Source organism: Clostridioides sp. ZZV15-6388 (assembly GCF_020657755.1).
Lineage (GTDB): Bacteria > Bacillota > Clostridia > Peptostreptococcales > Peptostreptococcaceae > Clostridioides.
In genome coordinates this window covers 1-26,658 of the sequence record NZ_JAGWCU010000010.1, presented here as the reverse complement: position 1 = coordinate 26,658, position 26,658 = coordinate 1, and the positions used below count along the sequence as shown (strand labels likewise).

At 28.6% G+C, this 26,658-nt stretch carries 28 protein-coding genes and 1 pseudogene; 6 read left to right on the top strand and 23 right to left on the bottom strand.

Features of this window, described 5'->3' with window-relative positions; translation table 11 throughout:
- Nucleotides 1-259: 259 nt before the first annotated feature.
- On the top strand, nt 260-1,531 hold the full coding sequence (gene sleC, locus KGF48_RS08480; protein ID WP_227839712.1) for a spore cortex-lytic germination protein SleC: 1,272 nt from the start codon (nt 260-262) through the stop codon (nt 1,529-1,531).
- A 219-nt stretch (nt 1,532-1,750) separates the two neighbouring features.
- Here sleC and KGF48_RS08475 read toward each other — a convergent pair whose 3' ends face one another.
- From KGF48_RS08475 to KGF48_RS08375, 21 genes are all read right to left on the bottom strand, one after another.
- On the bottom strand, nt 1,751-2,407 hold the full coding sequence (locus KGF48_RS08475; protein ID WP_227867926.1) for a hypothetical protein: 657 nt from the start codon (nt 2,405-2,407) through the stop codon (nt 1,751-1,753).
- A gap of 187 nt (nt 2,408-2,594) precedes the next feature.
- On the bottom strand, nt 2,595-3,170 hold the full coding sequence (locus KGF48_RS08470; RefSeq protein ID WP_227867925.1) for an indolepyruvate oxidoreductase subunit beta: 576 nt from the start codon (nt 3,168-3,170) through the stop codon (nt 2,595-2,597).
- Nucleotides 3,170-4,951, bottom strand: coding sequence for an indolepyruvate ferredoxin oxidoreductase subunit alpha (gene iorA / locus KGF48_RS08465; RefSeq protein WP_227839710.1), 1,782 nt, complete (start codon nt 4,949-4,951; stop codon nt 3,170-3,172). Before iorA ends, KGF48_RS08470 begins: the two co-directional genes overlap by 1 nt.
- A gap of 426 nt (nt 4,952-5,377) precedes the next feature.
- Nucleotides 5,378-5,773, bottom strand: a complete 396-nt coding sequence (locus tag KGF48_RS08460; RefSeq protein WP_227839709.1) for a hypothetical protein — start codon at nt 5,771-5,773, stop codon at nt 5,378-5,380.
- A 411-nt stretch (nt 5,774-6,184) separates the two neighbouring features.
- Nucleotides 6,185-6,601 carry a hypothetical protein gene (locus KGF48_RS08455; protein WP_227867924.1) on the bottom strand — a complete coding sequence of 139 codons (417 nt, stop codon included), beginning with the start codon at nt 6,599-6,601 and terminating at the stop codon, nt 6,185-6,187.
- Between the two features lie 213 nt (nt 6,602-6,814).
- Nucleotides 6,815-8,155, bottom strand: coding sequence for a M56 family metallopeptidase (locus KGF48_RS08450; RefSeq protein ID WP_227839707.1), 1,341 nt, complete (start codon nt 8,153-8,155; stop codon nt 6,815-6,817).
- Nucleotides 8,156-8,165: 10 nt separating this feature from the next.
- The gene (locus KGF48_RS08445) at nt 8,166-8,525 is read right to left on the bottom strand and encodes a BlaI/MecI/CopY family transcriptional regulator (protein WP_227839706.1); all 360 of its coding nucleotides are present in this window, start codon (nt 8,523-8,525) and stop codon (nt 8,166-8,168) included.
- A 204-nt stretch (nt 8,526-8,729) separates the two neighbouring features.
- Nucleotides 8,730-9,509 carry a DUF975 family protein gene (locus tag KGF48_RS08440; RefSeq protein ID WP_227839705.1) on the bottom strand — a complete coding sequence of 260 codons (780 nt, stop codon included), beginning with the start codon at nt 9,507-9,509 and terminating at the stop codon, nt 8,730-8,732.
- A gap of 287 nt (nt 9,510-9,796) precedes the next feature.
- The gene (locus KGF48_RS08435; RefSeq protein ID WP_227433627.1) at nt 9,797-10,408 is read right to left on the bottom strand and encodes a hypothetical protein; all 612 of its coding nucleotides are present in this window, start codon (nt 10,406-10,408) and stop codon (nt 9,797-9,799) included.
- Nucleotides 10,409-10,500: 92 nt separating this feature from the next.
- Entirely contained in the window at nt 10,501-11,490 is a 990-nt protein-coding gene (locus KGF48_RS08430) for an ornithine cyclodeaminase family protein (RefSeq protein ID WP_227839704.1), read from the bottom strand.
- Between the two features lie 107 nt (nt 11,491-11,597).
- Nucleotides 11,598-12,461 (bottom strand): DUF3298 and DUF4163 domain-containing protein, encoded by an 864-nt coding sequence (locus tag KGF48_RS08425; protein WP_227839703.1) that lies wholly within the window; start codon nt 12,459-12,461, stop codon nt 11,598-11,600.
- 119 nt (nt 12,462-12,580) lie between these two features.
- Complete coding sequence (locus KGF48_RS08420; RefSeq protein WP_227839702.1) at nt 12,581-13,162, bottom strand: CheB methylesterase domain-containing protein; 582 nt, start codon at nt 13,160-13,162, stop codon at nt 12,581-12,583.
- Between the two features lie 39 nt (nt 13,163-13,201).
- On the bottom strand, nt 13,202-14,005 hold the full coding sequence (locus KGF48_RS08415) for a CheR family methyltransferase (RefSeq protein WP_227839701.1): 804 nt from the start codon (nt 14,003-14,005) through the stop codon (nt 13,202-13,204).
- A gap of 35 nt (nt 14,006-14,040) precedes the next feature.
- Nucleotides 14,041-14,481 (bottom strand): chemotaxis protein CheW, encoded by a 441-nt coding sequence (locus KGF48_RS08410; protein WP_227839700.1) that lies wholly within the window; start codon nt 14,479-14,481, stop codon nt 14,041-14,043.
- Nucleotides 14,482-14,493: 12 nt separating this feature from the next.
- Entirely contained in the window at nt 14,494-16,620 is a 2,127-nt protein-coding gene (locus tag KGF48_RS08405; protein ID WP_227867923.1) for a chemotaxis protein CheA, read from the bottom strand.
- 61 nt (nt 16,621-16,681) lie between these two features.
- Entirely contained in the window at nt 16,682-18,385 is a 1,704-nt protein-coding gene (locus KGF48_RS08400; protein ID WP_227867922.1) for a methyl-accepting chemotaxis protein, read from the bottom strand.
- 41 nt (nt 18,386-18,426) lie between these two features.
- Nucleotides 18,427-19,386, bottom strand: a complete 960-nt coding sequence (locus tag KGF48_RS08395; RefSeq protein WP_227839697.1) for a diguanylate cyclase — start codon at nt 19,384-19,386, stop codon at nt 18,427-18,429.
- A gap of 135 nt (nt 19,387-19,521) precedes the next feature.
- A complete protein-coding gene (locus tag KGF48_RS08390) occupies nt 19,522-20,040 on the bottom strand; it encodes a chemotaxis protein CheW (protein WP_227839696.1) in 519 nt (172 codons plus the stop codon).
- 41 nt (nt 20,041-20,081) lie between these two features.
- On the bottom strand, nt 20,082-20,567 hold the full coding sequence (locus KGF48_RS08385; protein WP_227829996.1) for a chemotaxis protein CheD: 486 nt from the start codon (nt 20,565-20,567) through the stop codon (nt 20,082-20,084).
- Nucleotides 20,564-21,148, bottom strand: a complete 585-nt coding sequence (locus tag KGF48_RS20625; protein ID WP_227839715.1) for a chemotaxis protein CheC — start codon at nt 21,146-21,148, stop codon at nt 20,564-20,566. The genes KGF48_RS08385 and KGF48_RS20625 overlap by 4 nt, the downstream gene beginning before the upstream one ends.
- Before the next feature lie 97 nt (nt 21,149-21,245).
- Nucleotides 21,246-21,608 carry a response regulator gene (locus KGF48_RS08375; RefSeq protein ID WP_227839695.1) on the bottom strand — a complete coding sequence of 121 codons (363 nt, stop codon included), beginning with the start codon at nt 21,606-21,608 and terminating at the stop codon, nt 21,246-21,248.
- 565 nt (nt 21,609-22,173) lie between these two features.
- Here KGF48_RS08375 and KGF48_RS08370 point away from each other — a divergent pair.
- The 4 genes and pseudogenes from KGF48_RS08370 to KGF48_RS08355 all read left to right on the top strand — a co-directional run bounded on the left by KGF48_RS08370 (nt 22,174) and on the right by KGF48_RS08355 (nt 25,300).
- Entirely contained in the window at nt 22,174-22,869 is a 696-nt protein-coding gene (locus tag KGF48_RS08370; RefSeq protein ID WP_227839694.1) for a response regulator transcription factor, read from the top strand.
- Between the two features lie 2 nt (nt 22,870-22,871).
- Nucleotides 22,872-23,814 (top strand): annotated as a pseudogene (locus KGF48_RS08365) (sensor histidine kinase).
- Nucleotides 23,815-23,970: 156 nt separating this feature from the next.
- Nucleotides 23,971-24,894 (top strand): ABC transporter ATP-binding protein, encoded by a 924-nt coding sequence (locus KGF48_RS08360; RefSeq protein WP_227867921.1) that lies wholly within the window; start codon nt 23,971-23,973, stop codon nt 24,892-24,894.
- Nucleotides 24,887-25,300 (top strand): ABC transporter permease, encoded by a 414-nt coding sequence (locus KGF48_RS08355; protein WP_227867920.1) that lies wholly within the window; start codon nt 24,887-24,889, stop codon nt 25,298-25,300. Before KGF48_RS08360 ends, KGF48_RS08355 begins: the two co-directional genes overlap by 8 nt.
- Here the strand turns inward: KGF48_RS08355 and KGF48_RS08350 are convergent.
- The gene (locus KGF48_RS08350) at nt 25,286-25,528 is read right to left on the bottom strand and encodes a hypothetical protein (RefSeq protein WP_227839691.1); all 243 of its coding nucleotides are present in this window, start codon (nt 25,526-25,528) and stop codon (nt 25,286-25,288) included. The genes KGF48_RS08355 and KGF48_RS08350 overlap by 15 nt on opposite strands.
- 24 nt (nt 25,529-25,552) lie before the next feature.
- Between KGF48_RS08350 and KGF48_RS08345 the strand changes: the two genes are divergently transcribed.
- On the top strand, nt 25,553-26,332 hold the full coding sequence (locus KGF48_RS08345; RefSeq protein ID WP_227839690.1) for an ABC transporter permease: 780 nt from the start codon (nt 25,553-25,555) through the stop codon (nt 26,330-26,332).
- A gap of 228 nt (nt 26,333-26,560) precedes the next feature.
- Here KGF48_RS08345 and KGF48_RS08340 read toward each other — a convergent pair.
- Nucleotides 26,561-26,658: zinc ribbon domain-containing protein (locus tag KGF48_RS08340; protein ID WP_227867942.1), on the bottom strand; the 98-nt coding region annotated here is incomplete at its 5' end.

The following is a 26,658-nucleotide window of genomic DNA, read 5'->3' as shown; positions in this document are numbered from 1 at the left end:
TTCATTTATGTTTTATAATTACTTCTTATTTTTAGTTTATTTGTGTTTTAAATATACACTTACTTTTAATTTATTTTATTTCAGCTTTTATTTTAAATTTTTCTACACTCAAATTTATATACTAAACTCTTTATCATTAAATAAGTTAAAAACACTCAAAAAAATTTAAATTTATATCTATATTATTTAACAAATCTCAAGCTATATTCATATCTTGAAATATAAGGGAACTAAATTCATTTAAAGAAAGGGTGATTTGATGCAAGATGGTTTCTTAACAGTAAGTATAATTGATGCTACTAACAATAGACCCATTCAAAATGCAACAGTAAACATATATTCAATGTCTAATGGTAGCCAAAGCTCATCCACTTTATACCAAAACCTAGTAAGTAATGAATCTGGTCAAGTGACTGGATTAGTATTACCAGCACCAGATGTAGATTACTCTCTACAACCATCTGATGTTAGGCCTTATAGCCAGTATATAGTAGAAGCTATAGCAGATGGATATGAAACAGTTGTCATAGAAGGGACACAATTACTAGCTACAATTGAAGCGAGACAAGGAGTTCCCATGTTTCCTAGAACAAGAAGTAAGCGTTCCTTCTCAAGACAAAGTGAGTTGATTTTTGATATAGGAGAACATACTTTATATGGTACTTATCCTCCTAAAATTCCAGAAAGTAACTTAAAACCATTGCCACCGCCTACTGGTTTCGTTGTATTAGATAACCCTGTAGTACCTGAATTTATAGTAGTTCATGATGGTTTGCCAGAAAATACATCAGCCGCGAATTATTGGATTCCATTTAAAGAGTACATTAAAAACATAGCTTCATCTGAAATATATTCAACTTGGCCTGAGCAGACAATCTACGCAAATGTAATAGCTATAATATCATTTACTTTAAATAGAGTCTTTACTGAATGGTACAGAAACAAAGGATATAATTTTACAATTACCTCATCAACAGCATATGACCATAAATTTATAAATAATAGAAACCTATTTGAACCAATTAATGTGGCTGTAGATGCTATATTTAATACATTTATAAAAAGACCTCCTACATCAAGACAGCCATTATTAGCTCAATATTGTGATGGTCAAAAATCTCAATGTCCTGATCAAATGACTCAATGGGGTAGTAAAGACCTAGGTGACCAAGGATACGATTATGAGGCAATCCTAAGATATTTCTACGGAGATGAAATAATATTTGAAAAAGCTCCTGTAGTTAGTGGTGTACCAGTATCATTTCCAGGAACTACACTACAAGTTGGTTCTTCTGGACAATATGTTAGAACTATACAAAACCAGTTAAATGCTATATCTAATTCTTATCCCGCTATACCAAAAGTGAGAGAGGATGGCATATATGGAACAGATACAGAAAACTCTGTTAAAATATTCCAAGGAATTTTTGGTTTACCTCAAACTGGAGTAGTTGACTTTAAGACATGGTATGAAATATCTAGGGTTTATGTAGCTACAACTAGAATAGCTTCTTTAAATCCTCTAATTTAGATTTTAACTAACCTATTAACTTAACATAAAAAATGGCTGTTATAAACTAATATATGTTATAAGTTTTTTTAACCTATAATCATAATAGTCCCAACAGCCATTTTTTGTAGTTATAACTTATTATTTTAGAACTTTAAAACTCTTAAATGGGGGATTTTAAGCTTCTTAAAAACAGCAATCAATAATTTTAACTTAACAATTCTAACTTTATTAATAATATTAATTTACAGCTTTAGATTTATTGGCTAATGCTAAAATTAATCCTAGAGCTATAGATGCAAAAGCAGAGGCAATTACTCTATATTCAGCAGGGAATAAGAATACAATTGTATGACATGGTATCCAGAAAAATGGTATAGTTTTCAAAACACTAAAACCAAGATAGGCATTCCAGTCTACAACATTTACTACATCTTTAAGAGCTACCTTAACGCCCTTTCCAACTTCGTATTTTTTATCTATAAGACAATCCATAACCTTATGGAATAAAAATACAGTTGGTGACATTAATATATTCATAGTTGCACTCTTAAATAGAGCATTTGCAAAAGCTATTCCTTCAAATGGAAGCATACCATCTACTTGTGCTTGCCTTACACCTGCTGAGTAAATTGACATAGCATATGTTGTAATTACACCTATAATTCCCCAAACTACAGCTCTGTAAAAAATTCCTACTGGTATTTTCCAGTCTTTATGCAAAATTCTAGCACCAAGTAAGTCTCCCATTGTTGCTAACACAGCAAACTTGAAAAAACCTCCAATATATGGATGTGCACCTGTTGCTTCCATAAATACCGCTCTACTACTTGGTATCACTAAAATAGCAATAAGACAAATAAGAACTCCACTCCATATAAAATCGCCTTTTTTCATATTATAAATACTATTTAATAATCTAAATAGCTCTCCTTCCTTTCAAGTATTTATTTTATTGTTATCTCTATATAAATATATTTATTAAATATTGCTTATTTAGGTATTCATTCCTAACCCTTTGTATATTATATATAATTATTTTTTCTAACTCTTTATATAGTTTTTTATCTGTAATTTTTATTTTCTAAACATTCATTCCTTCTCTTAAAGCTTTTATATTAATTTCTATAAACTTAGGCTTAACCTGTTGTGACACTATCTTTTCCCAATCTATGTCATTTTCTAGCTGTAAAGCCTTAATCAATGCTCCTAAAAGTACTACATTCATCACCTTCTCATTTCCAAGACCTCTGGCAATATCAACTGCCTTTATCACTGTTACATCCACTTTTACTTTAATATCGTCTATTATATTTTCAGGATAATCCACTCTTCCTGTTAAAATTGGTGCTGAAGGCATTTCATAATCATTTACTACTAATTTGCCATCAGGTTTAAGGAAATCAAGATATCTTAAAGCCTCCATAGTCTCAAATGAAACTAATACATCAACATCTCCTTTTCCAAGTATAGGAGAATGTACTTTTTCTCCATATCTAACTTGTGTTGTTACGCTTCCACCCCTTTGAGCCATACCATGAACTTCTGACATCTTAACATCATATCCAGCATCTATAAGCCCTGCAGAAAGTATTTTACTTGCTAAAACAGTACCTTGACCTCCTACTCCTGATAGCAATACATTTTTAACCTTTTTCATTATTTTTCACCAACCTTTTTTATAGCATTTACTGGACATACTTGTGCACATACTTTACAACCTACACATTGAGCTTGATTTATACTTGATTTCTTTTTAGATTTATCAAATCTCAAAGCAGGACATCCCGTTGTAAGACATTTCTTACATCCAATACACTTCTCATCATCTACGCTACAAATTGATGGTGTAAGGTCAAATCTTTGCTTATCATCTTCTGTAAATTTTTTTAATGCACATGGCCATCTAGTGATTATTACTGAAGGTTCATCAATTGACAAAGCCCAATTTAACGCTTCTTTAACTTCATTCAACATGTTAGGATTAACTACTTTTACGTTTTTACAACCCAAAGCTTTTACTATAGTCTCAATGTCCATCATTTCAGTAACATCACCTTGTAATGAAAATCCAGTTCCAGGATTTTCTTGATGACCAGTCATTCCAGTAATTCTATTATCAAGAATACATGTTACAGTATTACTTTTGTTGTAGATTATATCTATTAGACCATTTATTCCTGTATGGAAGAATGTTGAATCTCCTATTGTAGATATAGTTCTCATGTTAATATTATTTTTAGTAAATATCTTTTGCGCTCCATGAGCTACACCTGGCCCTCCTCCCATACATATACAAGTATCTTTAGCATTTAAAGGCTCTGCTCCTCCTAAACCATAACATCCTATATCTCCACTTATAAGTACATTTTTAACCTTTCCTAGTTCATAGAAAAATCCTCTGTGTGGACATCCTGCACATAATGTTGGAGGCCTACCAACTATTTTTTCTTGGCTATATTCTATTAATTTTCTTTTTTCTCCTAAAATTGATTGCGCTATAATATCTGGATTTAACTCACCTATATTAGGTATCTTTTCTTTTCCAATACATGGTATGTTATTTTCTTTAAGATGTTCTTCTATATAAGGTTCTAATTCTTCAATTACACAAACAGTTTCTACTTGTTCTGCAAAATCTCTTATCTTCTTTGTTGGAAGAGGATATGTAAATCCTAATTTTAAATATGATACAGTATCTCCAAACACATCTTTAGCATACTCATAGGAAGCTCCTGAAGTTATCACGCCTATTTTCTTATCATTCCATTCTATAAAGTTTAAGTCAGTTTCATTAGAAAACTCTTCAAGCTTTTTTAATCTATCTTCAAGTTTAATTCTCAATGCTCTTGAAGTTGCTGGAATAGCATCAAACTTAGAAAGATTTCTTTCATATTTTTTTACAACTGTTTCTTCTTTTTCTCCTAACTCGACAATTCCTTTACTATGACATATTCTCGTCACCATTCTAAATAAAACTGTTGTATCATATTTTTCACTTATCTCAACAGCAGCCTTTATCATATCCTTGCATTCTTGACTGTTACTTGGTTCTATCATAGCTATCTTTGCAAATTTAGCATAATGTCTATTATCTTGTTCATTTTGTGATGAGTGCATTCCAGGGTCATCTCCAGATATAATAATCATTGCACCATTTACTCCCATATATGCATATGTAAATATTGGGTCTGCAGCAACATTTACTCCAACATGCTTCATAGCTGCGATAGCCCTACCTCCTGCAATAGACGCTCCTATTGCTGACTCTACTGCTACTTTCTCATTTGGTGCCCACTCTGCAATTATGTCATCTTTATATAGTGCTATATTTTCCAATATTTCAGTACTTGGTGTTCCTGGATAAGCAGCTGCATAAGATATGCCTGCTTCATAAGCACCACGTGCTACTGCCTCATTTCCTGTAAGCAATTGTTTCATGCCTTTCCCCTCCTTAGAAATAATACCTTTTTGATAACTTAGTGTATTTGTTAGTGATACATTTTAGAAGCTATCAACTATATAATTTATTATCAATAAAGTTTAAATATTGATAGTAAATAATAATATGAATCCATAAATTTATAATATTGTTCTTATTTTATTTACTAAGCAATTTTCATGCCAATAATCTTGGTTTTTTTAAACCCGCTTTTAAAATACCCATTTGGATATTTTCTTTAAATTTTAATGAATTTAATAACTAGCATTTAACTTTCTTTAGAATTTTCACAATATTTCCAATATTATTCCAAACAAAAAAAAGTAATGTTAACATTTCTTAACATACATTAAAAAAAGTTAACATTACAAGCTGAATTAATACTTCTTACTTTGACTAAATTTACTTTTGTATCATTTAATTATTTAACGACCACAGAAACTTATCAATCCATTTCCATTATCTATTCTAATAGGTTTCATAATCTTTAAACCTTCACTTTTTATCTTTTCTAAATCTTTTTCCATACTCTTAATTGTATTTTCAAGGTCTTGTGAACTTACATCTTTAACTTGTGTAGTGTCTTTAGCATATGCTTTTAACTCTTCAATACGCTTAGTATACTCTTCATAAGTGTAATACTCAACTCCATATTTTTCTAAGTCAGCAGGCTCAGTTATTCCTGATTTTATTAGAGAATCAAACTTCTCTAATGTAATATTAGATACATCACTACTTCCATCTGCAAATACTGCTCCTGTTCCTCCTAATACTATAGCAGAGGCCATCATTGTACTTATAAGGGATTTTTTTATCTTCATAACTCATCTTCCTTTCTTAGAGATTTATTTGGGTAGTGTAGCTTCCAATGACTATTGCAATAGTTATTAACTACACTTTTAGACTATCACAATAGTCACTTTTATGTCAAGTATTTCTATAAAGTTTTTTAGTAAAAATCCCTATTCTAAATAAAAAAAGTAATGTTAACATTTATTAATACATATAAAAAATGTTAACATTACAAACTGGGTTTAATACTTTTACTTTGACTAGATTTACTTTTATATTATTTAATTTGTTTATTTTTTACTTCTCTATCTTCATGTAGACTTTAAGTCTTTTGTTATTGTTTATTTATTGCTTTTTTTATTCTTGTTTGCTATGTTTAATTACGCTTATTTAGTTTTTTAACTACTTTTGATACTTATCACTAAAAAACTTAATATTAATTATTCAGCTATAGCAGCTCTAGATAAAGAAACTGCCAATTGAGTCCCATCTTCATTATCTATTACGATAGGTTTCATAATCTTTAAGCCTTCAGTTTTTATCTTTTCTAAATCTTTTTCCATAGTCTTAATTGTATCTTCAAGGTCTTTTGAACTTACATCTTTAACTGCTGAATGGTCTTTAGCATATGCTTTTAACTCTTCAATATGCTTAGCATACTCTTCATAAGTATAATACTCAACTCCATATTTTTCTAAGTCAGCAGGCTCAGTTACCCCTGATTCTACTAGAGATTTAAACTTAGATAACTCAATATTAGATACATCGTCATTTCCACTTGCAAATACTGCTCCTGTTCCTCCTAGTACCATAGCAGATACCATCATTGCACTTATAAGGGATTTTTTTATTTTCATAACTCACATTCCTTTCTTAGAGATTTATTTGGGTAGTGTAGTTCATAGTGACTATTGCAATAGTTATTAACTACACTTTTAGACTATCACAATAGTCATCATTATGTCAAGTATTTCTATAAAATTTTTTAATAAAAAATACTATCTCAAAATAAATTTAATTATTTTAAGATAGTATCACTAATTATCAACTCATCTTTATTTATAATATATCTAGTTACTTTTAGAAGCTTTATATTGTATTTTATTAGTTTCTGAAGTCTTTGTAGCTTCTGAAATCTTCGTACTTTTCATTATAGATATATCATTATAAACAGAATCTCTTTTTACAATTGAATACTTTGATATATTAGAATCAACTTCTTCACTCTTAACCTCTGAACTAATTTCCTGCTTTTTATATAATTCTGATGCACTTAACGCAAGTCTTCCATTACTTTTTTGTGATAATGTTACTGAAATATCTGAATCACTTTTTTTAGCTTCTATGTTTAATGATTGACCTCCTATTGAAAAGTCATTTTTATTACCTTCCTCATTTTCTATTAGATTAAAAGATTCAACTTCATCAATTTCTTTATTCCCAGTTGCGAAAACAACACTAGTTCCACAAATTAACACAGCTGAAACTAAAAAAGTAATATAGGTTGATTTTTTAAACTTCATAACATTGACTATTCTTTCTTCTATCTTTGTCTTTCCAAATCCATTATAAAGTGTCATTGGAAATGTATTATGTTCCTCTGCCAAACTTATAAGCGCAGTTGCATAATCAGCTCTATATTCTTCACCAACTATACTCATTACTTTTTCATCACAACTAAATTCTATATCTTTATTCAATAGAAAAAGCATCGCCCAAACCAAAGGATTAAACCAATGTACAGCAAGAGCTACAAGCATAAACAACTTCAATATATTGTCAAACCTATTAATATGAACCAATTCATGAGTTAAGACAAAGTTTAGAGTTTGGTTATTGCTATAGTCCATTTGTTTTGGCAAAATGATATTTGGTTTTAAAATACCAGTCGTAAGTGGTGTTTTAGTAAATTCAGATATACAAACAAAAAATTTTCTAAGACGCCTATTATCATATGCCCACTTTTTAATAAATTCATGATTTTTTATATGTATCGAAGTTTTAAAAAGATTAATCGTCCTGATATACTTAAAGCATAAAAACATAATAAAAATAATAGAAATTCCAAACGTTAAAATACTTGAGATTTCCAATGCTGTAAAATTCTCAAGATTAAATAAAGCCTTAGAATCTCCAAAATTTTTCTTGCTTATAAAATTATTATTTTTCTTAATTGAATAATTTACGGCTGACGTATTTCCCAATTGGGCATCAAAATTTGACTCAATAATGCTATAAATACTAAAACTAGAGTTTAAACTTACTGGTACTAAAAGTTTAAACAGAACAACTAGCCATAATAATACAAATACCTTTTTAGGCAATTTTTTAAACAAACATGCTCTTATAAAAATAACAATTAAAATTAAAACTCCAGAAGTAACACTCATTTCTAATAATTTAGTGAACATTAATCTTACCTCACTTTAATTTCTCAACAATCTGTTTAAGTTTTGTAATCTCATCACTTGAGAGATTTTCTTTATTAATAAAAGCTGAAAGAAATTTTTCTGAAGACCCTCCAAACATTTTATTAATTAAGCTTTCTGTTTCATGCTTTTGAACTTCTTCTTTGCTTATTAAAGGTTTACAAACAAAGTTTGGTTCAATTCTTTCTATTGCACCTTTTGATACTAATTTTTTTATAACTGTATACGTAGTGTTTCTATTCCATCCTGTCTCTTCCTTTAAAACTTTTACTAATTCCCCTGCCTTACTTTCTCCTATCTCCCATAGAACTTCCATCACTTTAAGTTCTGAATCAAATAATTTTATTTCCATATAAAATCGCTCCTCAAATATGGTTATCACAATAGTCAATATTATAATTAAAAACTATCACAGTAGTCTATGTGATGTCAACCATTTATTTTTTTAACAACAAAAACTGTCTTTTAAAGAAATAGTTCTTGTAAAAGACAGTCTTGTCATTCTTATACTTTAATATCTAAATAAAGCTTTATTTTATTTAACTATAAAACTATCTTAATACATAGAATAAGATTTTTCCTTATCTAGCAATATATCTTCTACATCTGGATTATCTTTTAATAATTCTCTATAGAAATTACAATTAGTAACTCCTATATATGGAATTAACCATAACAAACCTATTCCTAAAGTGAATATAGTCAATATATACCATCCTATAAAGCTAAGATTTAATATAAATAGTTTAAGTACATTGCCCTTCATCATATCTAAACTAGCACCCATTGCTTTAAATACACCCAGATTATCTTTGTCTTCACATATTAAAAAAGCAGCTTGAGAAATGTATAATAGCAATATATAAACTGGCAACATCAACACCATTACTATAATAACTAGAGTTATAGCAGTAGAAATTACAGTTCCTACTCCAACGTTATTACTTGATAGATATTCAATTGCTCCACTAGTAAGTAAAACTCCAAATGATAAAAATGCTCCTATAATTGTGATTATAAAAGAATAAATATAAACAGCAATTGATTCTAATATATAAAGTCCAAAACTTCTTAAATAAATTCTTCCATTTACGAAGATATCTCCCATCTTGACTTTTTTATCTTTAGTAATCTTTAAAAACATGCATGTAAATCCTGCTGCAACTAAAAAACCTATTATAGCTACTATGATAGTAGTTAAAGGCTCAAAAGGCAATCCTATAAATGATATAACTAATATCAACGCAATATATATTGCCATATTAATTGCACATATTCCCCAGTTTCCAGATAACTGAGCTTTTGATACTCTTTTTAATTCTTGCCTTGATAACATAAAAAACACCCCTTTCATTTTATATAAAAAATCTCCCTAAAAGCATATAAATAAACTTTTATCATATAATATAATATTAATATATCATATTTTCGACTATATAACACACAATTATTCACCATGTTTTATCAAGATATAGCATAATTGTATTGAAAGTTTTATATAGTCAAAACTGCCAAGTATATCAAATAAATTTGAAAGGTAGTGTTCAATAAATAATAAAATAAACTATCTTCCAAACAGTTTATTATATGTTTAAAAGATAGTTTTAGTGTCTTTAAAATAAATTAAATTGTATATATTCCTTCACATAATTTTTGTATATTGCTAGGTGGTTGCCATTTACCATCTTTTTTGGTATATGTAATTGAAGTTGTAACATCCTTAGTTGGCTTTTTGTTGTAAAGGTCGATAATCATTTTTGCCATATCGTCTTGAACTTCTTTTTCTGCTTTGTTGTAATTATTTTTATCAGTTACATATGATTTTACTAAATCATTTGCCTCAGACATTACTTTACTAGTATCCAATGCTTTACTTACAACTTTTAAAGTTATCTTATCCTTACTAGAAGAATCTACTGTTACTGTCTTTTCAACACCTTGTATTAATTTAACAATTGTGTCATATATCTTTTCAGCATTCTCTTTTCCATAAAGAGGTGTTAATTGAGCAAGCATTGAAACTTTATCTGTGTTATTATAAGTTTGAATTTGTTTATATTCAGCTTCTGTTAAGGCATCAGAAATACCTTTTTCATCGTATTTATACATTTCTAGTGCTGCTAAATTAGCTTCAAAATTCGACTTTACTTTTTCTTCTGCATTAGAACAGCCTATAGTTAGAACTAAAACTAAAGCCATAATAGAAGATAAGATTAATTTTTTTACCATTTTCATACAAATATCCTCCCTCAGTTAATTGAATAAAAAAATTTATTTATTAATATTATAGCATAATTTTGTCTAATTATAAGTTTATTTTGAAAATTTTACCATTGCCAGTCTGTTCCAATCCCTCTATCTTTTGCTTTATCATATATTCTTTTTGCTGTTACGACATCTTGTACACCTATTCCGACACTTTTAAACACAATTATTTCATCATCATTTTCTCTTCCAGAAATAGTTCCGTTTATAACATTTCCTAAATCACCACTAAAATCAGCTTTACTTATTTTACCTTCTTCTAAAGGAATCAATATATCTCCTGATTCTGATAAAACTGCATCTGTTGATTCAAAAAATATCTTAGATGCTCTAATTAAACAAGTTGGGCACATCTCTTGCATATCTGGTAAGTATGAACCTACAGCACTTACTAATGCTCCCTTTTTCACTAAATTCCCATCAAATACTGGTTTTTTTGATGTAGTTGCTAAAACTATTACATCAGCATTATCTATAGCTTCATCAGATGACTCAGCTGCAACTATTTTAGTATTATATTTGCTTAGCTTTAAGTTCATCTCTTCTGCAAATTTTTCTCTACTTTCTTTATTTCTACTAAAAACTCTTACTTCATCTAAATTTCTAGCTTCTAACATAGCTTCAAGTTGTGACTCGCCTTGTCCTCCTAAGCCTATTAAAGCCCCTATCTTAGAATCTTTTTTAGCCAAAACATCTATAGCTGCACCAGATGCTGCACCAGTACGAACCTGAGTTATATAAGTACCATCTAAAGCAGCACATACTTCTCCAGTCTCCCCATCTAATAATAATACTGTTGCTGGAATTACTGGTTTGCCTTTTTGAGCATTTTTAGGGAATACAGATACAATTTTTATTCCTGCGCACCCTAAGTCTTCTACATATCCTGGCATAAATAACATACTAGCATCCTGACTTGGAACTGGTATATTAGTTCTCAAAGGAGTTACACTTTTTCCTTCACAATAAATTTTAAAAGCTTCTTTATCAGCCTCAATTGCATCTCTCATAGTAAATACTTTTTTTATGTCGTCTTTTTTTAAAAGTAGCATTTTACATACCCCCAATTTTAATAAGTTTCTATGCTAGATATTATAACATAACATTTTAATACAAATTCTATTTCATATTAAATAAATATATTTCATATTAAACAATCCTATTTCATATTAAACAAATCTACATACTCCGATTTTAACATATAGCTTATTAGTTTTTTATTTATTGAAAATTCTGGTATTCCCGCTGCATATGGAGTTATATCATATAAATCAAAATATATAACTAAGTTATCATCTTGCAAATAAAAATTTTGATTTTCTTTTATACCCTTAAAATTATATATTCCTACATTTTCTTTATCTTTCTTTTCCAAATCAGTTATTTGTTGTTTAATTTCCTCATCTATAACTTCTTTATATTTAGCATTATCTTTAAATAAGTCCATTAATTCTAAAAACTTACCTGTTCTCATATCTACATTATAAGCTATATCTTGATAATATCCATGTGCTCCACCACTATAAGTATAATATCTTACCTTTATACTAAGAGCAGAATCAGTATTCTTTTTAAGTTCAAAGTCTACATTTGCAACAAATTTATTTTCTTCATCAGGATTATCTTTAAGGTATTGTTTTGCCTCTTTATACGATTTGTTATAAAATTCAAATATATCATTTTTTATTCTATCATTTGTAGACCTTTCAACAATCTTATTTGAATTTGTTATTATAGGCATATTTATAGTGCTTTCTATATATTCATCATTTTTAACTATTGTTTTACTTCCTATTGTACTTACTGATAAAGTTTGTTTACTATTTGTAGTATCTTTTGGCAATGATTGATTGCTCATAACGCTTACAGCTTCTTTATCTTTATTTAGATTAAGTAAAGCATCTTTCCCTAAATTATTATATCTATAGTCATGTTTAATTGCTAAAACAGCTATTATAGTCAAGGATAAAACAAACACATATCTTAAAACTCTAGCTTTCGTATTTACTTTAAAAAATTTCATCTTATCATTTTCCTCCTAAATATAAATCTCTCTTATTATATTTGGAGTTTCTAGGGTTTTTTATCCATATATTTTAATAAAAGATTAATTTTTATTTATAAAAATTAATCTTTTGCTTTTCAAATATTAAGATGACTTATCAGACAACTTGAAATTTTATCAAGTGGTAATTGGATTACAACAGAACCTCTATCAAACGCTACCATTGGCATTCCGTATACAATGCAAGAGTTTTTATCTTGTCCAATTGTAAATGAACCTTTTTCTCTCATTTTCAAAAGTCCAGTTGCTCCATCTGAACCCATTCCTGTAAGTATTATCCCTATTGAGTTTTTACCTGCTACTTGTGCTACTGAATCAAATAAAACATCTACAGATGGACAATGTCCACTTATTCTTTTACCTTCTTCACAAGTTACATAATACCCATCTTTATCTAAATGTAATTTCATTTGATATCCACCAGGTGCAATAAGTACATTTCCTTGCTCTACTCTATCATTATTTTTAGCTTCTCTTACATTCATAATACACTGCTTATCAAGTCGTTGTGCATACATCTCAGTAAATATAGCTGGCATATGTTGAGCCACAACAACCCCTGGTGTAGATTTTGGTAAGTCTTTTATAATCTCAAGTATTGCTTCTGTACCACCTATAGATGCGCCTATAGCAATGACCATGTTATTAATATTTTCCACATTACCGCCCCCACAAAATCATATACCCAAAATATTATTCTATTTTTTATAAACAGCAGGTTTTACATAGTTGTATTCTGTATTTCTTCTATTTACTATCTCTGCATGACCTACAAATAAAAATCCATCTTTTTTAGTTACATCATAAAATTTATTTATAAGCTCTTCTTTTGTTTTTAAATCGAAATAAATCATAACATTTCTACAAAAAATCAAATCAAAAAGTTGATGTGAGAAATCTTCAATTAAATTGAATGGTTTAAAAAATACACTTTTTCTAATCTTATCACAAACTTTAAATGTACCATCTTTATTATCTATGAAGTATTTCTTCTTCCATAATTTTGGAACATTATCAACATTTGCTTCTGTGTATATAGCTCTTTTAGCTTTTTCAAGTGAATTCATTGAAATATCTGTGGCTATAATTTTAATATTCCACAAATCTTTCTTACTTCCAAAATAATCATCTAAAATCATAGCTATTGAATATGCTTCTTCTCCGCTGGAGCAACCTGCACTCCATATATTTAAGTTTCTGAGTTTATTATTTTCTTCCCAAAAAGGAAGTACATTATTATACATATACTCAAAATGCTGATGTTCTCTCATAAAAAATGTATGATTTGTGCTCAACCTATTTATTAAGTTTATAGCTTCATTTCCTGTCTTATCTCTAAATAATAGGTTCATATATTGACTAAAAGAACTAAACTTTCTCTCTCGCATTGTATTATATAGTCGTCCTTCAATTAATACCCTTTTTTTGCTTAAATCAATTCCATACTCTTTTTTTATATAGTTTACAAGAATTTTAAATTCTTCATCAGTAAGTTTTATCATACAAAAACTTCCTCCTGCTAATTTGTCAAATCTAATTACATGCTGCCAATTAGAAACTTTCGAATATCTAAAATTAGTATAGAATTATCTCCAACTTTTACAATCTCTTTTATAACTTTATTTATATTTACGTTGTTAGAAATAGTTGTCTCTAGTAAGTTTAAGTTATCTATAAGAACAACATCAACAACTTTATCTACAATAATTCCAACTTGATACTCATCAATTTTTATAATTATTATACATGTTCTCTCATTATAATCAACTTCAGGAAGATTGTATCTAATATGCATATCAATAACTGGTATAATTCTTCCTCTCAAATTAATAACTCCATTTATATAATTTGGAAGACGTGGTACATATGTTATTGGTTGAAACCTTATAGTCTCAATTACATTTTCTAATTCTATTCCATAAATAACATCATTAACATAAAATGTTAATACTTGTTTTATAATCTCATCTGTAGACATACTTTAAATCCCCTAATATATTTCCATAATGTTATCTGCATCTATAATCAGACTTATACTTCCATCACCAAGTATTGTGCATCCTGAAAAGCCATTGTTTTTCATATTAAACCTGTTAAAATAAACTGGAAATGGCTTTACTACAACCTGTTGAGTTCCTATTATTTCATCCACAAAAATACATACTGCTTTATGCTCATTTTCTATGATTATCATATTCCCATTTACTAATTCAGTTATATCTGTATGAATATCATATATTTTATGTAATCTTATAATAGGAATACATGCTCCATATATTGTAATTAATTCTGTCCCACTTCCATCTTTAATTACTTGGCTTAAATCTGCAAGTTTAAATGTACTTCTTATTGATGATATTGGCAAAGTAAACATCGAGTTTCCAACTTTGAACTCCATACCTTCTACTATAGAAAGTGTCAGTGGTATTTTTATAGTAAATGTTGTTCCTTCATCTTTTGTACTTTTTACACCAATTGAACCGCCGACTTTTTCAATACTTTTACGAACAATATCCATCCCTACTCCTCTACCAGAAAATTCAGTTATAGATTCCTTTGTAGAAAATCCTGGAGTCATAATTAAAGAATTAATTTCATCATCAGTATATTCATTAATTTGATGTTTAAGAAGACCTTGTTCTTTAGCTTTTTCCAAAATCTTATCTTTCATGAGACCTCTCCCATCATCTGAAATACTTATGACAGCTTCTCCACCTAAATTTTCAGCAGATAAAATTATAGTTCCTATTTCTTTTTTACCTTTAGATATACGTTCATCAGCAGGCTCTATTGCATGGTCCATAGCATTTCTTATAATATGCATAAATGGTTCTGCTAAATTATCCATTACATTTTTATCTACTTCTGTTTCATTTCCTATAGTTATTAGTTCAACATTTTTTTCTAATTTTTTATTCATATCTCGTACAATTCTATGCATTTTTTGAAATACACCTGCACTTTTAACCATACGCATTGACATTACTATATCCTGCAATTCATCTGTAAGCTTATGTAATTGTCTTGTTGCTTTATTGAAATTATCTATATCAACACCTTTAGAATCTACACTATTTACAACCATTGATTCCATGATTACAATTTCTCCAACTATATTTTGAAGTAAATCTAGTTTTTCTAAATTTACAGTCATAATATTTTGTTTACTTATTGGCAGATGCTCATTTTCTTCAATTAAACCATCTTTCTCTAAGTCAATTTCCTCATTTAAAACATTTTCTTGTAATACACTTTTTTCTTTTACAAAATTATTTTCATCTTTGGAATTTATCTCTAAATTAGTTTTTGGCTTTTTAGCCAACATATTATCCTGTTTTTCACTTGTATATATATCATCTTTATCAACATTTAAATACTCTTTTACATATAGATTATCTTTTATTGTTTTATAAATTATGTTCTTATCATCTTTAGCGATAAATTGTATATAAAATCCATATTTTTTAATATATTCTGCTGTATCCGTATTTTTTTCTACATCCTCAGGATAAAATGCTAGAAATTCACAGTAATCTTGCAATTCAAATGTAAGCATAAAGGCTCTTACATTTTCCATCATACAATCTTGTTCAAAAACTATTTTAACTATGTCTGAGCCTTCTTTATATGAAAAATTTAAATTAATTATTTCTTTTTCGTATGTGTCTTCTAAGTTCAACTTATCTTGTAAATTTGTAGAACTTGATAGTTCTAGAGTACTTACATAATCTTCAATATCTTTTATAAAGCTAGAGCAATCAGAAGTTATACAATCCCCTGATTGTAGTTTCCCAACATCAGATTTTATAAAATCTAATGCTTGAAAAACTAAATCAAACAATAAATCATTATCTATAATCTCTATTTTTCTTTCACGTATAATATAAAATAGGTCTTCTACACTGTGTGCTAAAGCAGACATATTGTCTAGACCCATCATAGAAGCTGAGCCTTTTATTGTATGCATAATTCTAAAAGTTTCATTAATATTACTGTTGCTAAATACTCTTTCTTTTTCTGTCTGAATCATAATTTCATCTAATTGCTCGAGTAATAGACTTGTCTCAAAGATAAACATATCTAACATTGGTCTCATACTTGGTTCAATATAATTCATATTTATCACCTACAGTCGACAAATAAATTTCTATTTTTCATTATATATAATATTCTATAATCTAAATCCACGATGATTTTCTTATCTCACTTTCTTTTAGATGAAATTTTTCTACTAATTCTTTTAAAATTTGCGCTTGAGCAGACATTTCTTCTGAAGCTGCAGCACTTTCCTCTGCTGTTGCAGAGTTCATTTGAACTACTATTGAAATTTGCTCTATTCCAGATAAAATCTGTGTAATTGCTATCTCTTGACTATGTACAGATGAAGAAATTCCATTAATATAATTAGTAGTTTTTTCTACACCATTTACAACTAAGTCTAATGCTTTTGCAGTTTCTTCTGCAATTTTGACACCATTTTCCACTGTTTTAATAGCTTCTTCTATAAGAATTGCTGTATTTTGAGCTGCTTTAGCACTTTTTCCTGCCAAAGACCTAACTTCATCTGCAACAACTGCAAATCCTCTACCATATTGACCTGCTCTTGCTGCTTCAACAGCTGCGTTTAATGCAAGAATATTAGTTTGAAAAGCTATCTCATCTATAGTTTTGATTATCTTTGATATTTCATTTGATTTTTCACTTATTTCCCCCATTGATGTCATCATATCATCCATACATCTACTTCCAAAACCAACTTGTAGTGCTGATTGGTCAGATACTTCACATGCAAGACTAGCACTATCTGCACATTGCTTAATTCCATCAGATATTTCATTAATTGTAGAGGCTAATTCTTCTACTGAACTAGCTTGTTCAGTAGCACCCTGTGAAAGAGCTTGTGCGCCTGCTGATACTTGTTCTGATGCACTTGCAACTTGCTCAGCTGATAGATTTATTTCATAGAAATCATCATTAAAAGAATTTATTATACTTTCTAATGATGTTTTGATTGATTTAAAATCTCCTATAAATTCTTGTTCTATGTCTATTCTTAAATCCCCTTTTGCGATACTAGTCAATGTACTATCTATAAGGTCTATATAATTTAACAACATATCTTGCATCTTTTTAACAGAACTTACTAACATTCCTATTTCAGATTTACTTTCTTCAACATCTATGCTTGTTCTTAAATCCCCAGATGCAATTCTTGAAAAGTGTTTTTCTACTTTATTAATAGGAATTACTATCTTTAGTTTTATTACTGTATATTCTATCATTGTTAATATGATTAATAGTGAGAGTATAAATATCGTTCTTAGTATCAAACTTTGTAATTCTTTTTTGACTTCCACAATTTCAGCATTTGAACGAGTAACTACATCCTCTTGAAATTCATCTATTAAAGAATCCATTTTTTCTTGAGATTCTACATATTCCCTACTAAAAATTATGCTTTGAGCTAAGCTCTTGTCATTACTTTCAACTGCATTTATAGCACTTTGTTCTTTTGGTACCAAAGAATCAGATATCTCTTTAGCTTCCAAAATTTTATTTGACTCAGTCTTTGTAAGACCAATTTTTTCAAGTTTATTTAAAGCGGATTCTCTTGTTTTTCCATATAGCTCTTTTTCATAGACATCCTTATTCTTTTTTTCACCTGTAAAAACGTATCTTCTTAACATGTCACAAACTTCTCCAGTTGTGTCTTTTATATACTGACTTTGATTTCTCAAATTGTTCATGTCATTGATACTTTTTTCCACTTTCTCAAATGCTCTATAAGATGAAATTGAAGAAAAAATTCCTGCCATAACGGCTAGTACTATAACAATTAGCAATACTATTGCCAATTTGGAAAGCTTTACTTCTCTTTTCATATCTATACTCCTTTATAAAGTAAGTTTATCAAGATATCAATCTATATCTTCTGTAGTCCATTCATTGTACTTACTACACTGCAATCTTTTCCTAGATTTTTACCCTCGTACATTGCCTTATCTGCTAGGGATATATTTTCTTCTAATGATATAGTTGAGTTTACCTCTACTACTCCTAATGTAATAGTACATTTTATTTCATTTCCTTTATAGTTAAATTCAAATTCCTTTATTTCTTTGCGAATTCTCTCTGAAAGTATTTTTGCTCCTTCTATTGAAGTATTAGTGAGCATTATCAAAAATTCTTCTCCACCCCATCTTGATACAGTATCAATTTGTCTACAATTCTTTTTAATTATACTTGAGATTACTGTTAGCACAAAATCTCCTGCTTCATGACCATAAGTATCATTAATAACTTTAAAATCGTCAATATCTCCAAGAATAAGAGACACTGTTTCATGACTATATCTATTAATTTTTCTTTGTTCCATAAGCTGATTAATTATATGACGTCTATTATAAAGACCTGTAAGATAATCTCTTACAACTAATCTATTTAATTTTTCAAGAGAAGATTCCAGCTCATTATTTATTTTTCTTAATTTATCTTTAGATTTTTTAACTTCAATGTGAGCCATAACACGAGCTTTTAGTTCTGTCATACTAAAAGGTTTTACCATATAGTCTATCGCTCCTACTCCAAAACCCTTTACTATATCTGTGTCTGTATTTTTTGAAGTTATAAAAACTATAGGTATGTCTTCTGTACGAATATTAGATTTCATTTCTCTACACAATTCAAACCCAGAGTTGTCTGGTAAAATTATATCAAGCAGAATAATATCTGGTGTACAATCTTTAATACACTCTTTTGCTTCTATTGCATTAAATGCTTTTATGACTTTAAAATTATCTTTTGTAAGTGTTTTATCTATTAAATCGCACATTAGAACACTATCATCAACGACTAAAATTGTTCCTTGTTGCTTATTTTCCATATCCAAACCTCTCTTAAACATAATATATTCAAATTCTTATAATTTAAAATTCTTATACTTAATAATTATACCACTATAGTTCCAAATGTTCCCATTATAATATAATTACAATGCCACTATAATTATATATATGTGTTACATGATAGTGCAATTGTATTTACAAAGCAATTCATCTATTAAAAGTTCTTCTTCATCTGTCAAAAGCTTCTCCAAATCTAACAAGGCAATTATTTGATTGTCTATCTCTCCAATACCGCTTACAAAATAATCTGAATATTCAAGAGTAACTCTTGGTGGAGGTGATATTTGATTTTCTTCTAAACCTATTATCTCCTCAACTTTATCAACTACAAATCCAACTACTAAACTTTCCAGCTCAACTATTACTATATATACATAATCAGTAGTATTTAAATTATTTTTCCTCAGTCTTAAATGCATATCTATTATTGGGATAATTTTTCCCCTCAAATTTATTATTCCTTTTGAATAGGTTGGGAGTTCTGGAATAAATATGATTTCCTGATTCCCAACAATCTCTATGACTTTTTCAAGTTCAATCCCAAAGTTCTGTCCATCTACTTTAAATTTTATGTACTTAATCCCCTCATCGACTAACTCATAACCTAAATATGGGTCATCTGGAAATCTCATTTAATACCTCCCCCTTAAACATATTCTACATAAAAATATAGCTATATTTTCTTTTTTCCTTTATTTATTGAGTCTACAATTAAATCGCCTGTCTCAGTATAAAAGCGTATTGTTCTTCCATAATTCATTCCTGTATCTTCTGCTATTATAGGAATATTTAAGCTTAAAAGAGTTTTTTTTACTGCTTCAACATTCCTATAGCCTATGCTTGCAATTGATGAATTACTATTTCCTAAAAACATCTGGGCTCCTCCAGCTATTTTTGCTTTTATATATGTCCTATTTGCACCTATATGCTCCATAGACTTAATAAGTTCATTTATTCCTGTGTCAGCAAATTTATATTTATTTTCAATGTGAATAGCATCTTTACTATATGGCAACATAACATGTAACATTCCACCAATTCCCGCTATTTTATCTATCAAGCATACTCCTACACAAGAGCCAAGTGCATAAGTAACCAAAACATTTGGTTTATACACTATTTTCATATCTGCAATATTTACTATTATCTCTCTACTCATACTGCTAATCCCAATCTTACTAATATTTCTTTAAGCGAGTCCATTTCTGGAATCATCAATATGTGGCTAATAAAATAATTATCGCTATTTTTAAATTTATTTTCTATAAATAAAATTTTGTCCCCAACATCAGAAAATCTTATCATAGGGACATTTAACACAGCTCCAACCATATCAATACACATATCTGGAACTGAAATACTTATGTTCATATTTAGCATAGATGCAATAGCATTTACATAAGAACTTGCCATAATATTGCCTATTTCTTTGATTGCAGAAATTTCAATACCTGTAATTTCGTCTAAAAAAGCTTCATCTTTATTAAAAAGAGAGTTAAGCATAAGTTGAGTGATTGATTCATCCAACAAAAACATAAACATCCCATTAATATCGCCCTTCATATCAAGTAAAATGCATACAACCTTGTTTTCTGGACCTCCAAGTAAATTTGTAGCTTCATTATATTCAAGTATCTTGACCATAGGTATTAATACTTCTATCTTACTATTTATCATGGATGCAAGTGCAGTAATTGCATTCCCAGAGCCTATATTACCAATTTCTCTAAGAGCATCTATATGGACATCATCAAGTTGTGAATAATTTATAATATAAACCCCTCCCTCTATTGTTACATTTATGTATTTTTACTATATAAAGGTGTATTTACAGCCTTTATTTTAAGGCATTATTTACAACTTTAATCAATGTTTCTGTTTTAAATGGCTTTACTATAAAATCTAGTGCTCCAAGCTTTACAGCTTCCACAATCATATTTTCTTGCCCTATTGCAGAACACATCACCACTTTAGCATTTGAATCCAACATTTTTATTTCCTTTAATACCTCTAGACCATCTTTTTTAGGCATTGTAATATCAAGTAGTGTCAAATCAGGCATTTCATCTTTAAACATATTATAAGCTTCTTCTCCATCACTTGCTTCTACTAAATTATCGTACCCACTTTTACTCAGAGCTTCTTTAATCATCATTCTCATAAAAATAGCATCATCTACTATTAAAATTTTATTTCCCATAAAACTAACTCCTCCATACTTGTAACAATAAATGCTATTATTTTTCAGTCATTGTCTATACTTACCGACTTACTTTCTCTACATAATAAATACATTTCATTTATAAACAAAAGTAAATATTCATGCTATATTATATTCAACTTTATTAATACAGTTTGTCAATTAAAAAACTTATATCTCTATTGTAATATATGTTTGGCATTTTGACGAGTTATTAAAAACATAATCACATAAAAACATAAACAGTTGTCAAAAAATCAATTATATGTTAAAAAAAATTATATTTTTAATACTTATTGCAATTTTATATAATATAATTTTTATATTTTTGAAAAAGTTTTTTTATATTTTATTAAGTATATATTATAATATTATTTAAAAGTATTAAAGCTAAAGTTTACTTGTTTATTTTAAATATAATCACTTGCTTATTTAACTATGTAGAAATATAATAAATTAAAAATATTTGTATAATATATATATATTATTATTCAAATTGAATTTAAATTTATAGTCTATTTATAATTAATAGAATCTTATGTATCACTAAAGGAGGATTTAGGTTATGAACAAAATATTGATTATAGATGATGATATAGAACTTTGTGAGCTACTCAAAAAATGTGTAAGTAGAGAGAGTATACATGCTTATACTTGCCATTGTGGTAAAGATGGTTTAAATGCAGTTTTAAATGATAACTTTCAATTAATTGTATTAGATGTTATGATGCCAGAATTAGATGGATTTGAAATTCTTAAAAAAATACGTAAAATCAGTTCTGTCCCAGTATTGATGCTGACTTCTAAGACTGAAAATAGTGATAAGATTCATGGTTTACGTTCTGGCGCTGATGATTACTTGACTAAACCATTTAACATTGATGAATTTATTGCTAGAGTTTTATCCTTGATTCGCAGATATACCACTCTAAATCATTCTCATACTGAAAAATCATCTATACTTTCCTTTAAGGGATTATCTATTGACTTAGATAATTGTGTTGTGACTGTTAGTGGAAAACAAATAGAACTTCCAATAAAAGAATTTGAAGTACTTAGGTACCTAGCAGAAAATCAAGGGAGAATACTTACAAAAAAACAAATTTATGAAGAAGTGTGGAAAGAACAGTATGCTTATGATGATGCAAATCTCATGGGGTATATAAGCCGACTAAGAAAAAAGATTGACTTTGATGCTGATAATCCAAGTTATATTCAAACGGTAAAAGGTATGGGTTATCGTTTTAATCGTGAGGTGTAATTATGAAAAATATAAATACTGAATTATATCCTGATGTTGTTTCAATAATTGCAATTATATCTACATTTATTGCCATATTACTATTTATAAAACTTCTAAATATAAAACATCGATTAAATAATGTGGTAGAGATTCTAGATGATATTTCTCAAGGCAATAATAATCATAAGATTCTTGCCTCTCCAAATGATATAACGACTTCTATCTGCTATAAGATTAATGAAATTGTTCATAATTACTGTGAACAAATTATTTTTCTAAAAAAAGCAAATCAGGCTAATAAGGAACTAATGACTAGTCTATCTCATTGATGTACGTACACCCCTAACTACTCTAATTGGATACTTAGATGCTTCGCAAAAAGGCTTTGTACTTGGAGAAGAACGTGAACAATACATTGAAATAGCTAGAACAAAATCACATGATATGAAGGAATATATAGACAAAATATTTGAATGGTTTAAACTTAATTCAAATGACGAAATCTTTATTATTGAAAAAGTTGAACTATCAGAATTAACTCGTGATATTCTAAAAGACTGGATACCTATATTTGAAGATTATAATATGAATTATGATATTGATATTCCTGAAAAACAAACTTTTATTTGTGTTGATATTGAAGCTTATTCTAGAATATTAAATAACTTAATTCAAAATGTTATTTATCATAGTAGTGCAAGTTATATCGAAATTAGTATTGTATTGCAAGACTTAAATGTAACAGTTACAGTTAATGACAACGGTAAAGGTATTTCAAAACAGGACCTTCCATATATTTTTGACCGTCTTTACAAATGTGATAAATCACGATCTCAAAAAGGTAGTGGTCTTGGACTTTCTATAGTTAAGCACCTTGTTCAGAAGATGGGAGGAAATATCATGGTACAAAGTGAACCAAATAAAAAGACTTCATTTTGTATGTGGTTTCCATTATTCAAATAAAGTATTCTACAAAGTCCTTACAGATGTATGGGCTTTTTTATTTATAAATCCAGATTTATTTACAATTCTAGGTTAACTCTAGGTTCAAATGTTATAATCAAATGTATAAATAAATACAATATAAATTTGATAATGCAAATGGGAGTTTTTTATAACATGAATGATTTTATAATCAAAACAACCAACTTAACAAAACAATATGGGGATCAAAAAAGTGTCTCTAATTTAAATATGCATATAAGAAAAGGTAGAATTTATGGCTTACTTGGAAGAAATGGTGCTGGAAAAACCACAGTAATGAAAATGCTTTTAGGTCTTACAAAACCAACATCTGGAGAAGTACATATCTTTAGTAAAAATATCTACACTAACAGTAAAAAAATCTTGCCACGTATTGGTAGCCTTATAGAGTCACCTGGATTTTATCCAAATTTAACAGGTACAGAAAATTTAAAACTTTTTGCTGAACTTAGAGGTATACCAAACAGAAATGCAATCAAACATACATTAGAATTAGTTGGATTACCTTATCGTGATAAAAAGCTATTTTCAAAATATTCTCTTGGTATGAAACAGAGTCTTGCAATTGCTTTGGCGGTAATGCACGACCCAGAAATATTAATTTTAGATGAACCAATCAACGGACTTGACCCTATAGGTATATCAGAAGTAAGAACATTTATCCGTGACCTTTGTACAGAAAGAGGAAAAACTATTTTAATTTCAAGCCATATTCTTTCTGAAATTGCTCTACTAGCAGATGATATAGGCATTATAGATAATGGTATACTTTTGGAAGAAGAAAGTTTAGAGGAATTAGAACAAAAAAATAGAAAGTATATTCATTTTATTGTAACAGATACAGCACAAGCTTCTCGAGTTTTGGAACAAGATTTCAAAACAAATAATTTTAGAGTTGAAGATAATAATAGTATTCGTTTATATGAAACTACCATACCTGTGTCTAAAATAACAAGAGCTTTTATGGAAAGTGGTGCCTATGTATCAGAAGCTCATACTTGCGAAGATACACTAGAAGATTATTTCAAAAAGGTAACTGGAGGTGCTGGAATTGCTTAAATTAATAAAGTGTGAATTTTGGAAATTAAAACGTAAAAAGTTTATTGTATTTACAATTATTAGTGCTTTTTTATTTCCAATTCCAATTACTATTATAATTATGAATCAAATGTCTGAAAATACAAGTGAAATGTATTTGAGGTCAGCTTATGACAATATTTACAGTATGATTTTAGGTTATGGAATGTCTTTTTTACTACCTTGTATTTTGGGAATTATCTCAGCCTTGCTATTTTTTATAGAAAGAGATAATGATACTTTTAAAAATTTAAAAACAATTCCTATATCAGCTACTAAGCTTGTTCTTACAAAATTGGCTATATTGTTTATATTCGGAATTATTTTCTGTATTGCGTCTACAATATATTTTTTCAGTGTTAATTTGCTTTTTCTACTCCATATTTAATTTATCAATGTTGTTTATATTGGGAGCAAATTTGTCATCTGGTATGACTACATTTTTACAATGTATGCCTATTACTTCATTTTTACTTTGGTCTTCAGGAGAGTTAACAGATAAACTTATTGTATCTCCAATGTCTCCAGAAATAGAAGCTTTGCTACCATCATTTACACAAACATTTACATCTATTTTATTGATTGCAGCAATATCTACCTTTTTAATTGCTAGCATTTATAACAGGAGAGTGAAATAAAAATGATTGGAAAAATTATCAAGGCTGAAATGCTTAAATTAAAACGATATTCTATTATATGGTCAGGCATTGTTATGATATCTCTATCTGTTCTCTTAACATGGTTTACTTCGACAGCAAATGATAGTGTATTATGGGACTTCGAATACTTTGTAAATTCTGTAATAATGATTAATTGCACTATGATTTTTCCTGCAACTATTACATTGATTGCTGGTTATATTATTACACGTGAACAGACTGATGATACCCTTAAAAATATTTTGGTAATTCCTATTACTTTTCGTGAAGTACTTATAGGTAAATTACTTACTATTGCTCTACTTACAGTACTTTTAAGTCTGACAAGCTTTTTATTTGTAATAGTTGTTAATACTATTGCTAATTTTCCAGGTATGACATTCTCACTTGCTATAAAAGCTATGATTCAAATTATTATTATGAATTTTTGCCTTTATATAGCAGTTATGCCAGTTATTATACTAACAAGTCATTCACAAAATATTTTTCTTGCTGGAGTTATATTCACATTTTTTTATGGATATATTGGAACTTTCGCCTCTAGCCATGAACTCTTAGTAAATTTATATCCAACAACTGCTGGATTAGGGATTATTCAATATAATACTCCATCTGCTTTGTATAATACTTCATACTGTTTTTTTGTAATATTATTTATGCTAATAATTTCAGCATTTTTAATAATGTTTACTGGAAATCATGTAAATAAATTGAAGCCCATCAAGAAAAATAAAGCTAAAACATATAAAAAAGGATGGTAATAAATTTATCATTTTTAAATATAAATTGTAAAATAAAAATTGGGAGTGTATAATACACTCCCTCATGATTATCAACTTATTTATCCCTATAATAAGTTTTATCTAGTGAACTACCATCCACTTAACTACCTACGGTAATGTTTGAAGTGGTGGCTTCTTGGTCAAGATAACTATTGTTATCAGTATCTCCAAGCTATTAGGCTAGTTCCTAACCCTTATGATTACCATTTATATGGCTAAGTTTAGTAGATTGATACTTGCATTGATATCTCTATCGTGGAATGCTCCACACTCTGGACATTCCCATTCTCTTAGTCCTAAGTTCT

Coding starts and splice junctions, on each gene's coding strand:
- KGF48_RS08370 (WP_227839694.1), top strand. CDS start 22,174: ATGAACAAAATATTGATTATAGATGATGATATAGAACTTTGTGAGCTA.
- KGF48_RS08395 (WP_227839697.1), bottom strand. CDS start 19,386: ATGGAAAATAAGCAACAAGGAACAATTTTAGTCGTTGATGATAGTGTT.
- KGF48_RS08360 (WP_227867921.1), top strand. CDS start 23,971: ATGAATGATTTTATAATCAAAACAACCAACTTAACAAAACAATATGGG.
- KGF48_RS08345 (WP_227839690.1), top strand. CDS start 25,553: ATGATTGGAAAAATTATCAAGGCTGAAATGCTTAAATTAAAACGATAT.
- KGF48_RS08445 (WP_227839706.1), bottom strand. CDS start 8,525: ATGGAAATAAAATTATTTGATTCAGAACTTAAAGTGATGGAAGTTCTA.
- KGF48_RS08430 (WP_227839704.1), bottom strand. CDS start 11,490: ATGCTACTTTTAAAAAAAGACGACATAAAAAAAGTATTTACTATGAGA.
- KGF48_RS08450 (WP_227839707.1), bottom strand. CDS start 8,155: ATGTTCACTAAATTATTAGAAATGAGTGTTACTTCTGGAGTTTTAATT.
- KGF48_RS08390 (WP_227839696.1), bottom strand. CDS start 20,040: ATGAGATTTCCAGATGACCCATATTTAGGTTATGAGTTAGTCGATGAG.
- KGF48_RS08375 (WP_227839695.1), bottom strand. CDS start 21,608: ATGGGAAATAAAATTTTAATAGTAGATGATGCTATTTTTATGAGAATG.
- KGF48_RS08440 (WP_227839705.1), bottom strand. CDS start 9,509: ATGTTATCAAGGCAAGAATTAAAAAGAGTATCAAAAGCTCAGTTATCT.
- KGF48_RS08455 (WP_227867924.1), bottom strand. CDS start 6,601: ATGAAAATAAAAAAATCCCTTATAAGTGCAATGATGGTATCTGCTATG.
- sleC (WP_227839712.1), top strand. CDS start 260: ATGCAAGATGGTTTCTTAACAGTAAGTATAATTGATGCTACTAACAAT.
- KGF48_RS08350 (WP_227839691.1), bottom strand. CDS start 25,528: ATGCTAGCAATTAAAAAGGTAGATATTGCTGCAATCAATAAAATAGAT.
- iorA (WP_227839710.1), bottom strand. CDS start 4,951: ATGAAACAATTGCTTACAGGAAATGAGGCAGTAGCACGTGGTGCTTAT.
- KGF48_RS08475 (WP_227867926.1), bottom strand. CDS start 2,407: ATGAAAAAAGGCGATTTTATATGGAGTGGAGTTCTTATTTGTCTTATT.
- KGF48_RS08415 (WP_227839701.1), bottom strand. CDS start 14,005: ATGATAAAACTTACTGATGAAGAATTTAAAATTCTTGTAAACTATATA.
- KGF48_RS08385 (WP_227829996.1), bottom strand. CDS start 20,567: ATGAGTAGAGAGATAATAGTAAATATTGCAGATATGAAAATAGTGTAT.
- KGF48_RS08410 (WP_227839700.1), bottom strand. CDS start 14,481: ATGTCTACAGATGAGATTATAAAACAAGTATTAACATTTTATGTTAAT.
- KGF48_RS08405 (WP_227867923.1), bottom strand. CDS start 16,620: ATGAATTATATTGAACCAAGTATGAGACCAATGTTAGATATGTTTATC.
- KGF48_RS08400 (WP_227867922.1), bottom strand. CDS start 18,385: ATGAAAAGAGAAGTAAAGCTTTCCAAATTGGCAATAGTATTGCTAATT.
- KGF48_RS08470 (WP_227867925.1), bottom strand. CDS start 3,170: ATGAAAAAGGTTAAAAATGTATTGCTATCAGGAGTAGGAGGTCAAGGT.
- KGF48_RS08435 (WP_227433627.1), bottom strand. CDS start 10,408: ATGAAAATGGTAAAAAAATTAATCTTATCTTCTATTATGGCTTTAGTT.
- KGF48_RS08460 (WP_227839709.1), bottom strand. CDS start 5,773: ATGAAGATAAAAAAATCCCTTATAAGTACAATGATGGCCTCTGCTATA.
- KGF48_RS08425 (WP_227839703.1), bottom strand. CDS start 12,461: ATGAAATTTTTTAAAGTAAATACGAAAGCTAGAGTTTTAAGATATGTG.